The sequence below is a fragment of the Pseudomonas sp. EA_105y_Pfl2_R69 genome (assembly GCF_963970915.1).
Lineage (GTDB): Bacteria > Pseudomonadota > Gammaproteobacteria > Pseudomonadales > Pseudomonadaceae > Aquipseudomonas.
This window is the reverse complement of the sequence record NZ_CAXAOO010000008.1, coordinates 46,182-59,954: the sequence shown is the minus strand read 5'-3', so window position 1 is coordinate 59,954 and position 13,773 is coordinate 46,182. Positions and strand designations below refer to the sequence as shown.

General features: G+C 66.0%; 13 protein-coding genes. 6 read left to right on the top strand and 7 right to left on the bottom strand.

Annotation, left to right across the window (positions count from 1 at the left end; genetic code table 11):
• Positions 1 to 147: 147 nt before the first annotated feature.
• The 4 genes from trkA to def are packed head-to-tail and all read right to left on the bottom strand — an operon-like array spanning position 148 to position 4,365.
• Positions 148 to 1,521, bottom strand: coding sequence for a Trk system potassium transporter TrkA (gene trkA, locus AACY13_RS19515; RefSeq protein WP_339463241.1), 1,374 nt, complete (start codon positions 1,519 to 1,521; stop codon positions 148 to 150).
• Between the two features lie 12 nt (positions 1,522 to 1,533).
• The gene (gene rsmB / locus AACY13_RS19510; protein ID WP_339463240.1) at positions 1,534 to 2,847 is read right to left on the bottom strand and encodes a 16S rRNA (cytosine(967)-C(5))-methyltransferase RsmB; all 1,314 of its coding nucleotides are present in this window, start codon (positions 2,845 to 2,847) and stop codon (positions 1,534 to 1,536) included.
• Entirely contained in the window at positions 2,844 to 3,800 is a 957-nt protein-coding gene (gene fmt, locus AACY13_RS19505; protein WP_339463239.1) for a methionyl-tRNA formyltransferase, read from the bottom strand. Before fmt ends, rsmB begins: the two co-directional genes overlap by 4 nt.
• Before the next feature lie 58 nt (positions 3,801 to 3,858).
• Positions 3,859 to 4,365: a peptide deformylase gene (gene def / locus AACY13_RS19500; protein WP_339463238.1), complete on the bottom strand. Its 507-nt coding sequence runs from the start codon at positions 4,363 to 4,365 to the stop codon at positions 3,859 to 3,861.
• 153 nt (positions 4,366 to 4,518) lie between these two features.
• On the opposite strand from def, the gene AACY13_RS19495 reads away from it, so the two are divergent.
• The 3 genes from AACY13_RS19495 (at position 4,519) to AACY13_RS19485 (ending at position 7,339) form a co-directional block, all read left to right on the top strand.
• Entirely contained in the window at positions 4,519 to 5,544 is a 1,026-nt protein-coding gene (locus AACY13_RS19495) for a LysM peptidoglycan-binding domain-containing protein (RefSeq protein WP_339463237.1), read from the top strand.
• An 86-nt stretch (positions 5,545 to 5,630) separates the two neighbouring features.
• The gene (gene dprA, locus AACY13_RS19490) at positions 5,631 to 6,740 is read left to right on the top strand and encodes a DNA-processing protein DprA (protein ID WP_339463236.1); all 1,110 of its coding nucleotides are present in this window, start codon (positions 5,631 to 5,633) and stop codon (positions 6,738 to 6,740) included.
• Positions 6,741 to 6,781: 41 nt separating this feature from the next.
• Entirely contained in the window at positions 6,782 to 7,339 is a 558-nt protein-coding gene (locus AACY13_RS19485; RefSeq protein WP_339463235.1) for an L-threonylcarbamoyladenylate synthase, read from the top strand.
• Between the two features lie 71 nt (positions 7,340 to 7,410).
• Here the strand turns inward: AACY13_RS19485 and AACY13_RS19480 are convergent, their stop codons facing one another.
• Positions 7,411 to 8,388, bottom strand: coding sequence for an NADPH:quinone reductase (locus tag AACY13_RS19480; protein WP_339463234.1), 978 nt, complete (start codon positions 8,386 to 8,388; stop codon positions 7,411 to 7,413).
• A gap of 339 nt (positions 8,389 to 8,727) precedes the next feature.
• Here AACY13_RS19480 and hemF point away from each other — a divergent pair, with 339 nt between their 5' ends.
• The 3 genes from hemF to AACY13_RS19465 are packed head-to-tail and all read left to right on the top strand — an operon-like array spanning position 8,728 to position 11,104.
• The gene (gene hemF / locus AACY13_RS19475; RefSeq protein WP_339463233.1) at positions 8,728 to 9,648 is read left to right on the top strand and encodes an oxygen-dependent coproporphyrinogen oxidase; all 921 of its coding nucleotides are present in this window, start codon (positions 8,728 to 8,730) and stop codon (positions 9,646 to 9,648) included.
• A complete protein-coding gene (gene aroE, locus AACY13_RS19470; protein ID WP_339463232.1) occupies positions 9,648 to 10,472 on the top strand; it encodes a shikimate dehydrogenase in 825 nt (274 codons plus the stop codon). The genes hemF and aroE overlap by 1 nt, the downstream gene beginning before the upstream one ends.
• A gap of 5 nt (positions 10,473 to 10,477) precedes the next feature.
• A complete protein-coding gene (locus tag AACY13_RS19465; RefSeq protein WP_339463231.1) occupies positions 10,478 to 11,104 on the top strand; it encodes a class I SAM-dependent methyltransferase in 627 nt (208 codons plus the stop codon).
• A gap of 94 nt (positions 11,105 to 11,198) precedes the next feature.
• Here the strand turns inward: AACY13_RS19465 and AACY13_RS19460 are convergent, their stop codons facing one another.
• Positions 11,199 to 12,767 carry a SulP family inorganic anion transporter gene (locus AACY13_RS19460; RefSeq protein ID WP_339463230.1) on the bottom strand — a complete coding sequence of 523 codons (1,569 nt, stop codon included), beginning with the start codon at positions 12,765 to 12,767 and terminating at the stop codon, positions 11,199 to 11,201.
• A gap of 81 nt (positions 12,768 to 12,848) precedes the next feature.
• Positions 12,849 to 13,769 carry a choline ABC transporter substrate-binding protein gene (gene choX, locus AACY13_RS19455; RefSeq protein WP_339463229.1) on the bottom strand — a complete coding sequence of 307 codons (921 nt, stop codon included), beginning with the start codon at positions 13,767 to 13,769 and terminating at the stop codon, positions 12,849 to 12,851.
• Positions 13,770 to 13,773 lie beyond the last annotated feature (4 nt).

The window sequence follows — 13,773 nt, the reverse complement described above, 5'->3', positions numbered from 1 at the left end:
ACTGTTTAGAACCTGTTTTGGATCTCGCGAGCTAGAGCGAGACAAGGCAAAAACAGGCGAGGAAGCGGAGTTTACTGCTGTAAATGAGCATTCCGAGCCTGTTTTTAACGCAGTATCGCCGACGCGCAGCAGATCCGAGACAGGTTCTTAGAAGAAGGTCAGGCCGACCTGAAACAGCCGCTCGGCATCGCGGATATATTTTTTGTCGACCAGGAACAGGATCACATGGTCACCGGTTTCGATCACGGTGTTGTCGTGGGCGATCAGCACCTCGTCGTTGCGGATGATTGCGCCGATGGTGGTGCCCGGCGGCAGGGCGATGTCCTCGATGGCCCGGCCGACCACCTTGCTCGACTTGGCATCGCCATGGGCGATGGCCTCGATGGCCTCGGCGGCCCCACGACGCAGGCTGTGCACGCTTTCGATATCGCCGCGGCGCACATGGGTCAGCAGGGTGCCGATGGTGGCCAGCTGCGGGCTGATGGCGATATCGATCTCGCCGCCCTGCACCAGGTCGACATAGGCCGGGTTGTTGATCAGGGTCATCACCTTGCGCGCGCCGAGGCGCTTGGCCAGCAAGGACGACATGATATTGGCCTCGTCGTCGTTGGTCAGGGCCAGGAAGATATCGGCGTCGCTGATATTTTCTTCCACCAGCAGGTCGCGGTCCGAGGCGCTGCCCTGCAGCACGATGGTGCTGTCCAGAGTCTCCGAGAGGTAGCGGCAGCGCGCCGGGTTCATCTCGATGATCTTCACCTGGTAGCGGCTCTCGATGGCCTCGGCCAGGCGTTCGCCGATATGCCCGCCACCGGCGATCACCACCTTCTTGTAGCTGTCTTCCATGCGGCGCATTTCGCTCATCACCGCACGGATATGCGCCTTGGCGGCGATAAAGAACACCTCGTCGTCCGCCTCGATCACCGTGTCGCCCTGGGGCATGATCGCCCGGTTACGGCGGAAGATGGCGGCGACGCGGGTGTCGACATTGGGCATATGTTCGCGCAACTGGCGCAGCTGCTGACCGACCAGGGGGCCGCCGTAATAGGCGCGCACCGCCACCAGCTGGGCCTTGCCTTCGGCGAAGTCGATCACCTGCAGGGCACCGGGGTATTCGATCAGGCGCTTGATGTAGTTGGTCACCACCTGCTCGGGGCTGATCAGCACGTCGACCGGGATCGACTCGTTGCAGAACAGGCCGCTGCGGGTCAGGTAGGCGGCCTCGCGCACCCGGGCGATCTTGGTCGGGGTGTGGAACAGGCTGTAGGCCACCTGGCAGGCGATCATGTTGACTTCATCGCTGTTGGTCACCGCCACCAGCATGTCGGCATCGTCCGCGCCGGCCTGGCGCAGCACCGTGGGGAACGAGCCGCGGCCCTGTACGGTGCGGATATCCAGGCGGTCGCCGAGGTCGCGCAGGCGGTCGCCGTCGGTGTCGACCACGGTGATGTCGTTGGCTTCGCTGGCCAGGTGTTCGGCCAGGGTGCCGCCGACCTGACCGGCACCGAGAATGATGATCTTCATGCAGTCTGTTCCTCAGCCGCGCTGAGCGGCAGCGATTTTCATCAGCTTGGCATAGTAGAAGCCGTCGTGGCCGTCGATTTGTGGCAACAGCTGGCGACCGTGGGCCGGCTTGAGGCCGAACGCTCCGGCGATATCCAGCTCGCGGGCACCGGGGGTGCGGGCGAGAAAGGCGGCGATGCTGTCGCTATTTTCTGCAGGTAGCACCGAGCAGGTGGCGTAAAGCAGGATGCCGCCAACCTCCAGGGTCTGCCACAGGGCATCCAGCAGCTCGCCCTGCAGCTGAGCCAGTGCGGGGATGTCATCGGGCTGGCGGGTCAGCTTGATGTCCGGGTGACGGCGAATCACCCCGGTGGCCGAGCAGGGCGCGTCGAGCAGGATGCGCTGGAACGGCGTGCCATCCCACCAGGCCGCCAGGTCGCGACCATCGGCGGCGAACAGCTCGGCTTCCAGGCCCAGTCGCTTGAGGTTCTCGCGCACCCGTACCAGGCGCTTCTCTTCCAGGTCCACCGCCACCACGCCGGCCAGCGCCGGTTCGGCTTCCAGCAGATGGCAGGTCTTGCCGCCGGGCGCGGCGCAGGCGTCCAGCACCCGTTGGCCGGGGGCCAGGTCGAGCAGTTCGGCCGCCAGTTGCGCGGCTTCGTCCTGCACGCTGACCCGGCCTTCGGCAAACCCCGGCAGGGTGGTGACATCGCAGGCCTGGAGCAAACGGATACCATCGCGACTAAAGGTGCAGGGTTCGGCTTCAAAGCCGACCCGGCGCAGCTCGGCCAGATAGTCATCACGGCTGCCGAGACGGCGATTGACCCGCAGCATCAGCGGCGGGTGGGCGTTGTTGGCGGCGCAGATGGCCTGCCACTGCTCCGGCCACTCGGCCTTCAGGCGTTTCTGCAGCCAGCGCGGGTGGGCGCTATGCAGCACCGGGTCGCGATCCAGCTCGGCCAGCAGCGCCTCGTGTTCGCGCTGGGCATTGCGCAGCACGGCATTGAGCAGGCCCTTGAGCGAGGGCTTTTTCAGTTTGTCGACACAGGCGACGGTTTCGCCGATGGCCGCGTGAGCCGGGATGCGGGTATAGAACAGCTGATACAGACCGATCAGCAGCAACGCCTCGACATCGCGGTCGGCGGCCTTGAAGGGCTTCTGCAGGAGCTTTTCCGCGATCAGGGCCAGGCGCGGCTGCCAGCGTGCGGTGCCGAACGCCAGGTCCTGGGTCAGGCCGCGGTCGCGGGCCTCGACCTTGTCCAGCAGTGGCGGCAGGCTACTGCCCAGCGAGGCTTTGCCATTGAGCACGGCAGCCAGGGCGCGGGCGGCGGCGAGACGTGGGTTCATTGACCGAGCACCAGGCCAATGGCGAACTGTTCGCGGCGGCTGTTGTACAGGTCGCTGAAGTTCAGCGCCTTGCCGCCGGGCAACTGCAGGCGGGTCAGGCGCAGCGCGCCTTCGCCGCAGGCCACCGTCAGCCCTGATTTATCGGCGGCGAGAAGAGTGCCCGGGGCACCACTGCCCTCGCCCTGCTCTTCAGATAATTGCGCGGCATGTACCTTGATGGCTTCACCATTGAGCGTGCTATGGCAGATCGGCCAGGGGTGGAAGGCCCGGACCAGGCGCTCCAGCTCGACGGCCGGGCGGCTCCAGTCCAGGCGCGCTTCATCCTTGCTCAGCTTGTGTGCGTAAGTGGCCAGGCTGTCGTCCTGCACTTCGCCGACCAGGTTGCCGGCGGCCAGGCCGCCGATAGCCTGAATCACCGCCTGTGGGCCGAGGCTGGCGAGGCGATCGTGCAGGCTGCCGCCGGTGTCGGCGGCTGAGATCGGTGTGCTGACCTTGAGCAGCATCGGCCCGGTATCCAGTCCGGCTTCCATCTGCATCACGGTCACGCCGGACTCGGCATCGCCGGCCTCCACCGCGCGCTGGATCGGTGCCGCGCCGCGCCAGCGTGGCAGCAGCGAGGCGTGGCTGTTGATGCAGCCCAGGCGCGGGATATCCAGCACCGCCTGGGGCAGGATCAGCCCATAGGCCACCACCACCAGCAGATCCGGCTTGAGCGCTGCCACCTCGGTTTGCGCCTCTGCATTGCGCAGGCTGGCCGGCTGGTACACCGGGATGCCGTGTTCCACGGCCAGCTGTTTGACCGGGCTGGGCGTGAGCTTCTGCCCGCGGCCGGCGGGGCGATCCGGCTGGCTGTACACGGCAATGATCTGGTGGGGCGTGTCGAGCAAGGCCTTGAGGTGTTCGGCGGCGAATTCCGGGGTGCCGGCAAAGACAATACGCAAAGACTCAGACATGGATTCTCACTGCTAGAAAGAAAAAGGCTTGCCGTAGCAAGCCTTTGAAAGGTGTGGTTCAAGCCTGCTGGCGGTGCTGCTTTTCCAGCTTCTTCTTGATCCGGTCGCGTTTGAGCGTAGACAGGTAGTCGACAAACAGCTTGCCGTTGAGGTGGTCGCATTCGTGCTGGATGCACACCGCCAGCAGGCCTTCGGCGATCAGCTCATAGGGCTGGCCATCGCGGTCCAGGGCCTTGATCTTGACCTTCTGCGGGCGGTCGACGTTTTCGTAGAAGCCCGGCACCGACAGGCAGCCTTCCTGATACTGGTCGGTTTCCTCGGTCAAAGGCTCGAACTCGGGGTTGATAAACACCCGCGGTTCGGACTTGTCTTCGGACAGGTCCATCACCACCAGGCGCTTGTGCACGTTCACCTGGGTCGCGGCCAGGCCGATGCCGGGGGCGTCGTACATGGTTTCAAACATGTCATCGATCAACTGACGCAGGGCATCATCGACCACGTCCACCGGTTTGGCGATGGTGCGCAGGCGCGGATCGGGAAATTCGAGGATATTCAGGATCGCCATATGCGTTTGTGATGCACTTGTGGAATAAAGTCAAAATCCGCTGCTAAGATGATGAGCAGCATTGGAAAAACGGTTTTACGCCGCGTTTCCACTGGGTTCAGTCGCGGCGCTAGGGCGCTCTACGTGAAGACATATAATAAAGGGATTCACCGCATGAGGAAATCACTACTCGCCCTGCTGCTGCTTGCCGCAGGCGGCTTGGCCCAGGCCGATGTGCAACTCAAGGACGGTCACCCGGACCGTTACACCGTGGTCAAGGGCGATACCCTGTGGGATATCTCCGGGCGATTTCTCCGTCAGCCGTGGAAGTGGCCGGAAATCTGGCACGCCAATCCCCAGGTGGAAAATCCGCACCTGATCTATCCCGGCGACCAGCTGAGCCTGGTGTATATCGACGGTCAACCACGTCTGATGCTCAACCGCGGCGAGTCCCGCGGCACCATCAAGCTGTCGCCGCAGGTGCGCAGCACGCCGATGGCCGAAGCCATTCCGACCATTCCGCTGGAGGCGATCAACAGCTTCCTGCTCTCCAACCGCATCGTCGATACCCCTGACGAATTCGAGCGGGCTCCCTATATCGTCGCCGGCAATGCCGAGCGCGTGGTCAGCGGTGCCGGTGACCGTGTCTATGCCCGCGGCAGCTTCGACGAGACGGCCCCGGCCTATGGCATCTTCCGCCAGGGCAAGACCTATACCGACCCGGACACCCAGGAATTTCTCGGCATCAATGCCGACGATATCGGCGGTGGCGAGATCGTCGCCGAGGAAGGCGATATCGGCACCATGATGCTGACTCGCTCCACCCAGGAGGTGCGCCTGGGCGACCGCCTGTTCGCCACCGAAGAGCGGGCGATCAATTCGACCTTTATGCCCAGCGAGCCGGCCGGCGAAATCAATGGCCTGATTCTCGATGTGCCGCGCGGGGTGACCCAGATCGGTCAGTTCGACGTAGTGACCCTGAACAGGGGCGCGCGCGATGGCCTGACCGAAGGCAGCGTGCTGGCCATCTACAAGACCGGTGAAACCGTGCGCGACCGTGTGACCGGCGAATCGGTGAAGATCCCCGACGAGCGGGCCGGCTTGCTGATGGTGTTCCGCGCCTACGAAAAGCTCAGCTATGGCCTGGTACTCGGGGCCAGCCGCTCGCTGGCGGTGATGGACAAGGTACGTAACCCCTAGTATTCAGAAGCCCCGCAATCGCGGGGCTTCTGCGTTAAGCCGTCTGCTCAGCCGCCCAGCGGCGCGACCGATCAAGGATGATCCCGATGTCGCAACCCTCCCCTACGCTTTCCCCTGCCGAGCTCGAAGCCCGTCTGCGCCTGCATTGCCTGCCGGAGCTGGGGCCGCGGCGTTTTCGCAAACTGCTCAGTGCCTTCGACAGCGCCTCGGCGGCGTTAAGCGCCCCGGCCAGCGCCTGGCGCTCCCTGGGGTTGCCGGCGGCCTGCGCCGAGCCCCGCCGTAGCGCCGAAATCCGCCAGCGCGCGGCTGCCGCCCTGGCCTGGCTGGACGCCGATAAACAGCAGCTGCTGATGTGGGATGACCCGGTCTATCCCGGGTTGCTCGCCGAGCTTAACGATGCCCCGCCGTTGCTCTTCGTCGCCGGCGACCCGGCGCTGCTGGAGCGCCCGCAGCTGGCCATGGTCGGCAGCCGCCGGGCCTCGCGCCCCGGGCTGGACACGGCGCACAGCTTTGCCCGCAGCCTGGCGGGGGGCGGTTTTGTGATCACCAGCGGCCTGGCCCTGGGCATAGACGGTGCCGCCCATCGGGGCGCGCTGGATGCCGGCGGCAAGACCGTGGCCGTGCTGGGCACCGGCCTGCAGTGCCTGTACCCGGCGCGGCACAAGACCCTGGCCGCCGATATCGTCGAGAGTGGTGGTGCACTGGTCTCCGAGTTGCCGCTGGACTGCCCACCGCAGTCGAGCAATTTCCCGCGGCGCAATCGCATCATCAGTGGCCTGTCCCTCGGCGTGCTGGTGGTCGAAGCCAGCCCCTCCAGTGGTTCGCTGATCACCGCGCGCCTGGCGGCCGAGCAGGGCCGCGAGGTCTACGCCATTCCCGGTTCGATCCATCATCCCGGAGCCCGCGGCTGCCATCAGCTGATCCGTGACGGGGCGACGCTGGTGCAGAGCGTCGAGCATATTCTCGAGGCGCTGCGCGGTTGGCAGCTGACGCAGCCCGGCCAGACGGCGGCTGCGACAGTTCAGGCAGACAGCCATCCCCTGCTGGATCTGCTGCATGCCGCGCCGCACAGCAGCGAAGCCCTGGCCGCCGCCAGCGGCTGGCCCCTGGCGCAGGTGCTGGCGGCCCTGACCGAGCTGGAACTGGAGGGCCTGGTGGCCAACGAAGGTGGGCGCTGGCTGGGCCGCACCGGTTAGCTTGGATACACTGCGCAGCAGCCTTTAGCGGAGAGTCATCGATGGTCAGCAGTTTTCAGGTGCAGCAGGCAGCGCGGGTGGTGAGCCAGGGCGGAGTGATCGCCTACCCGACCGAGGCGGTATGGGGCCTGGGTTGTGATCCCTGGAATGACATGGCGGTGGAACGCCTGCTGGCGCTGAAGGAGCGGCCCATGCACAAGGGCCTGATTTTGGTGGCCGAGTGCATCGAACAGTTCGACTTTCTCCTCGAAGACCTGCCGGAGATCTGGCAGGAACGCCTGGCCGGCAGCTGGCCCGGCCCCAATACCTGGCTGGTGCCCCATCAACACCGTCTGCCGGAGTGGATCACTGGCGAGCACAGCAGCGTCGCCCTGCGGGTCAGCGACCACCCCGGGGTGCGGGCGCTGTGCCGCCTGACCGGGCCACTGGTGTCGACCTCGGCCAACCCGGCCGGGCGGCCGGCGGCGCGTTCGCGGCTGCGGGTCGAACAATACTTCCCGCGGCAGCTGGACAAGGTCCTCGGCGGAGCTCTGGGCGGCCGCAAGAACCCCAGCCTGATCCGCGATCTGGTTAGCGGCGATGTGGTTAGGCCGGCCTGACCGTAGGGTGCGCTGCGCGCACCGCAACGCCGTTGCATGAAACACAGGTGCGCACGGCGCACCCTACGATTTTACGGCAATAGAATGGTCGAACCGGTGGTCTGCCGGGCGCTCAGGGCGGCTTGCGCGGCGGCGGCATCCTTGAGGGCATAGCGGTTGCTGATGTCCACCCTGAGCTGGCCGCTTTCGATCATGCCGAACAGCTCGTCGGCCATCCATTGCAGGCGCTCGGGGGTGTCGGCGTAGCCGGCCAGGGTCGGTCGGGTGACGAACAGCGAGCCCTTCTGCGCGAGGATGCCCAGGTTGACCCCGCTCACCGCCCCGGAGGCGTTGCCGAAGCTGACCAGCAGGCCGCGCGGGGCCACGCAGTCCAGCGAGGTTTCCCAGGTGTCCTTGCCGACGCCGTCGTAGACCACCGGGCATTTCTTGCCCGCGGTCAGCTCCAGCACCCGCTGGGCGACGTTCTCATGGCTGTAGTCGATGGTGGCCCAGGCCCCCTGTTCCATGGCCCGTGCGGCCTTTTCTGCCGAGCTGACGGTGCCGATCAGTTGCACCCCCAGAGCCTTGGCCCACTGGCAGGCCAGGGAGCCGACGCCACCGGCGGCGGCGTGGAACAGAATGGTTTCGCTGCCCTGCAGGGCGAAGGTCTGGCGCAACAGGTACTGCACCGTCAGGCCCTTGAGCATCACCGCGGCGGCCTGTTCGAAGCTGATCGCGTCCGGCAGTTTCACCAGTTTGTCCGCCGGCAGTACATGCAGCTCGCTGTAGGCCCCCAGTGGGCCGGTGGCGTAGGCCACGCGGTCGCCCACCTGAAGGTGACTGACGGCCGAACCCACGGCCTCGACTATGCCCGCCCCTTCGCTGCCGAGCCCGGATGGCAGGGCCGGTGGCGGGTACAGGCCGCTGCGAAAATAGGTGTCGATAAAGTTCAGGCCGATCGCCTGGTTCTGTACCCGTACTTCATGGAGGCCTGGGGCGGCGGCCTGGTAGTCGAGATAGTCGAGGACTTCGGGACCGCCGTGGCGGCTGAACTGGATACGCTTGGCCATGCTGGACTCCTGGAATGGTTGAGTGGGGGCCTTGCCGCGGGCAAGGGCGAGGCAATGCCGCTATCCAATCCTCTCCATTGACTGGCGTCAACAGCGAGGGCGTCTCGGCAAATAAAAATGGTCGGGAGCCATTTTAAACGTCGCGTAGCGACGGCCCGGAGGGTGGCGGCGATAAGCGGCAGGCCATAAAAAATCGTCAGGAACGATTTTAAACGTCGCGTAGCGACGGCCCGGAGGGTGGCCGCCATGGATGGCAGGCCATAATGTTATGCTTGCCGCCGATTTTTGCCGCTCAGCCTTTTGCCGCTGAGCAGCTCTACCTGCTTTCAAGGTGCCGCCGTGAGTGACCGTACTGAGGCCGTCAAAGCCTACCTGCTGGATCTGCAAGACCGTATCTGTTCCGCCCTGCAAGCCGAGGATGGCGGTGCCGAGTTTTTCGAGGATGCCTGGCAGCGTCCGGCGGGCGGCGGCGGCCGCACCCGGGTGATGGAGAACGGCGCGCTGATTGAAAAGGGCGGGGTGAACTTCTCCCATGTGTTCGGCGACAGCCTGCCGCCTTCGGCCAGCGCCCACCGCCCGGAGCTGGCCGGGCGCGGCTTCGAGGCCCTCGGCGTATCCCTGGTAATCCACCCGGAAAACCCCTATGTGCCGACCTCTCACGCCAACGTGCGCTTCTTCAGCGCCGAGAAAGAGGGCGAAGAACCGGTCTGGTGGTTCGGCGGCGGCTTCGACCTGACCCCCTACTACGCCAATGAAGAGGACTGCGTGCACTGGCACCGGGTCGCCTTCGACGCCTGCGCGCCCTTCGGTGCCGAGGTCTATCCGAAGTTCAAGGCATGGTGTGACCGCTACTTCCACCTCAAGCACCGCGGCGAGCCGCGCGGCATCGGCGGGCTGTTCTTCGACGACCTCAACCAGTGGGATTTCGACACCAGCTTCGCCTTTATGCGCGCCATCGGCGATGCCTATATCGAGGCCTATCTGCCCATCGTCCAGCGGCGCAAGCTGACCCCCTATGGCGAACGCGAGCGTGAGTTTCAGGCCTTTCGCCGCGGTCGCTATGTGGAGTTCAACCTGGTGTTCGACCGCGGCACCCTGTTCGGCCTGCAGTCCGGCGGGCGCACCGAGTCGATCCTCATGTCGCTGCCGCCGCAGGTGCGCTGGGGCTACGACTGGAAACCCGAGCCGGGCAGCGAAGAGGCACGCCTCACCGAGTATTTCCTGCAGGATCGTGACTGGCTTAACGAGGCGGGCCGCTGATGGACCGCTACGGCGTATTCGGCAACCCCATCGGCCACAGCAAGTCGCCGCTGATCCACGGCCTGTTCGCGGCGCAGACTGGCGAACCGCTGAGCTATGAAACCCTGCTCGCGCCGCTGGAGGATTTCCCCGAGTTTGCCCGCAGCTTCTTTGCGGCGGGCCTGGGGGCCAATGTCACCGTGCCGTTCAAGGAGCAGGCCTTCGCCCTGGCCGATAGCCTGACCCCGCGGGCGCGGCGCGCCGGGGCGGTGAACACCCTGAAGAAGCTCGACGACGGTAGCCTGCTTGGCGATAACACCGACGGTGCCGGCCTGGTGCGTGATCTGACGGTCAATGCCGGCGTGACGCTCAAGGGCCAACGCATTCTCCTGCTCGGTGCCGGCGGTGCCGTGCGCGGGGTGCTGGAACCCTTGCTGGCCGAACAACCGGCAGCCCTGGTGATCGCCAACCGCACGGTGGCAAAGGCCGAGCAACTGGCCCGCGAGTTCGCCGACCTGGGCCCGGTGGTGGCCAGCGGCTTCGACTGGATCGATGCGCCGGTGGACCTGATCATCAATGGCACCTCGGCCAGCCTGGCCGGCGAGTTGCCGCCGATTGCCGCGAGCCTGATCCAGCCTGGGCATACCCTGTGCTACGACATGATGTACGCCAAGGAGCCGACCGCCTTCAATCGTTGGGCCTTTGATCATGGCGCGGCGCGCTGCCTGGATGGTCTGGGCATGCTGGTCGAGCAGGCCGCCGAAGCCTTCCAGCTGTGGCGCGGCGTGCGTCCCGACAGCGCGCCGGTGCTGGCCGAACTGCGCCGCCGCCTGGCCGAGGGCTGAGCACCATGGGCTTGAGTGCCGACGAGTTGGCGCGGATCAGCGCCCTGACCCTGGCCCATTACCAGGACTGCGCCGAAGACTTCCGTGCCGGCACCCGCGAGCACGATGTCAGCCAGAATATCGCCGCCCTGCTCGCGCCTATCCAGGCGCAGGCACCCTGTCGGATTCTCGATTTCGGCTGCGGCCCGGGCCGCGACCTGCGCACCTTCAGCGCCCTGGGCCATGTCGCCATCGGCCTGGACGGCTGCCCGCGGTTCGTCGAGATGGCTCGCGCCGACAGCGGCTGCGAGGTCTGGTTGCAGGACTTCCTCGCCCTCGATCTGCCGGATCGGTATTTCGACGGCGTCTTCGCCAATGCCGTGCTGTTCCATATCCCCAGCCAGGAGCTGCCGCGGGTGCTGCGGCAACTGCATGGCAGCCTGAAGCCGGGCGGCGTGCTGTTCAGCTCCAACCCCCGCGGCGACAACCAGGAAGGCTGGAACGGCGACCGCTACGGCGCCTATTACGACCTGGCCAACTGGCGTGCCCTGCTCACTGCCGCCGGCTTTGTCGAGCTGCAGCACTACTACCGCCCGGCCGGCCTGCCCCGTGATCAGCAACCCTGGCTGGCCAGCGTCTGGCGCAGGCCATAGCGCCTGCGCCTGTGGCGTCAGCGGTCCTGCCCGGCCGCGGAAAACTGCCTGCGCTGGCGCTCTTCGGGCAGGCGCGAGGGTTAAAGGCGCTCGGTTAGTCCTCGAACTGCACGGGGCAGTGTTCGGCCCCTTCGAGCTTGTGGATTTCTTCGATGACATGCGCCCGCGCGCGGCGCAGGGTCAGGCTGCGCTGCTGCACCTGCAGGCGGCGGGCTTCCTGGTGGAGCATGGCGACCCCGGCGTAATCGATAAAGTTGATGTGCTGGGCATCGATGATCACCCGCTCGCCGCGGCTGCGCTGGATCACCTGCTGCAGGTAATGGCAGGCCCCGAAGAAGATCGAGCCTTCAATCCGCAGCAGCTCCTGGTCGTCCTCCTGCCAGTAGCGTATGCGCGGCTGCGAGGTGCGCTTGAGGTAGAAGAACAGCGACGCCAGGACCCCGGCGTAGATCGCCGTCTGCAGCTCCAGCAGCAGGGTGGCGAGCAGGGTCAGCAGCATCACCACGAATTCCGCCCGGCTGACCCGCAGCAACGCCCGCACGCCAGCGATATCCACCAGCCCCCAGCAGATCAGCAGGATCCCCGCGGCCATGCTGGGCAGCGGCACATGGGCGATCAGGCGGCTGCCGAACAGGGCGAACAGCGCTACTAGCAGGGCGGAAAATACCCCGGCCATGGGCGAGTGCGCGCCGGCCTGCAGGTTCAGCGCCGAACGGGTGAAGGATCCGGCCGACAGCGAGCCGCCGAACCAGGGGCCGATCAGGTTCGACAGGCCCTGGCCACGCACCTCCTGATTGGCGTCGAGCAACTGCTGCGACCTGCTGGCCAGGGCGCGGGCGATCGACAGGCTGGTGACCAGGCCGAGCATGCCGCAGGCCACCGCCGCCGGCAGCAACTGGAGGACGCTGGTCAGCTCGAACCGCAGCAGGTTGAACGGCGGCAACTGGCCCTCGAAGCTGCTGACCAGGGCAATAGCCCCCAGCTGCGCGGGCCAGGCCAGCACCAGCAGGCTGGCGGCGACCAGGCCCAGCAGCAGGGCCGGCGAGCGCGGCCACAGGCGTCTGCTGAGCAGGCTCACGGTGAGGGTGAACAGCGCCACCGCGAGGCTGCGCCAGTCGCTTTCCAGCAAGTGTTCGCCGATATTCAGCAGGGTCGCCAGGGCCGTGGCCTGGCTCGCCACGCTGATGCCGAGCAGGTTGGGCAGTTGCCCCAGGGCAATCACCAGGGCCGCGCCGAGGGTGAAGCCGAGCACCACCGAATGGGAGACGAAGTTCACCAGCGCGCCGAAGCGCAGCAGGCCGAGCAGCCACTGGAACAGCCCGGCGAGAAAGCTCAGCAGCAGGATCAGGGCGATAAAGTCGTCGCTGCCCGGGGCCGCCATGGGGCTGACGCTGCTGAACAGGACGATGGAGATGGCCGCGGTCGGGCCGCAGATCAGGTGCCAGGAGGAGCCCCACAGGCTGGCGATGATCACCGGCACTATGGCCGCATACAGGCCGTATTCCGGCGGCAGGCCGGCGATCAGGGCGTAGGCGATGGATTGCGGCAGGGCCAGGATGGCCCCGCTCAGGCCCACCAGCAGATCCTGGCCGAGGCTGCGTCTGCTGCAGTTGGGCAGCCAGCGCAGAAACGGCAACAGGGTCTGCAGGCGGGGTAGCGGCATAAGTCGGCTTCTTGTGCTGGCGATGGACTACGCCGCTGCAGTGCAGCGGCCCGTCTACTTTAGGGGTTCAAGCCCGGCGCTTCAAAGCTTGCCGTTGACCGCGGCCAGGCCATCACCCCCCGTGCGGCTGCTGACCCCCTCGAGCCAGGTGGCGACAACCGCCGGGTTGGCCTTTAGCCAGGCCTTGACCGCCGCGTCGTTGCTCGCCTGCTTGCTCAGCACCTGGTCCATGATGGCGTTCTCCATCTCCTGGGTGAAGGTCAGGTTGCTCAGCAGCTTGCCGACATTCGGGCACTGCTCAGCATAGCCTTTGCGGGCCAGGGTGTTGACCTGGCCACTTGCGCCGAAATACTGCTCGCCGCCCTTGAGGTAGCGCATGTCGTATTGCACGTTCATCGGGTGCGGGGTCCAGCCGAGAAAAACCACGAACTGCTCGCGCTTCACCGCCCGGCCCACCTGCACCAGCATGGCCTGCTCGCTGGACTCCACCAGCCGCCAGTCGCCCAGGCCGAACTCGTCGGCGGCGATCATCTGCTTGATCGACTCGTTGGCCGGCGCGCCGGAGGCGATGCCGTAGAGTTTGCGTTCGAACTGGTCGGCATGCGCGTCGAGGTCGGCGAAGGTCTTTACCCCAGCCTCATACACGTAGGCCGGTACCGCCAGGGTGTATTCGGTGCCGCCGAGGTTTTCCACCAGCTGGTCGACTTCGCCGCTGGCGACGAACTTGTCGTAGTTGCTCTGCTGCGCCGGCATCCAGTTGCCGAGAAACGCATCGACCTGGCCCTTCTGCAGCCCGGCGAAGATGATCGGCACCGCCAGGATCTGGGTCTGCACCTTGTAGCCCAGGCCTTCGAGCAGGAAGCTGGCGATGCCATTGGTTACGGCGATATCGCTCCAGCCCGGATCGCCCAGCTTGACCGTGGCGCAGGCCGCATCTTCGGCCTGCGCGTTAGCGGCGCTGGCCAGCGCCGCGGCGAGTAGTAGCACGCTGAATCTGTTCATGGCG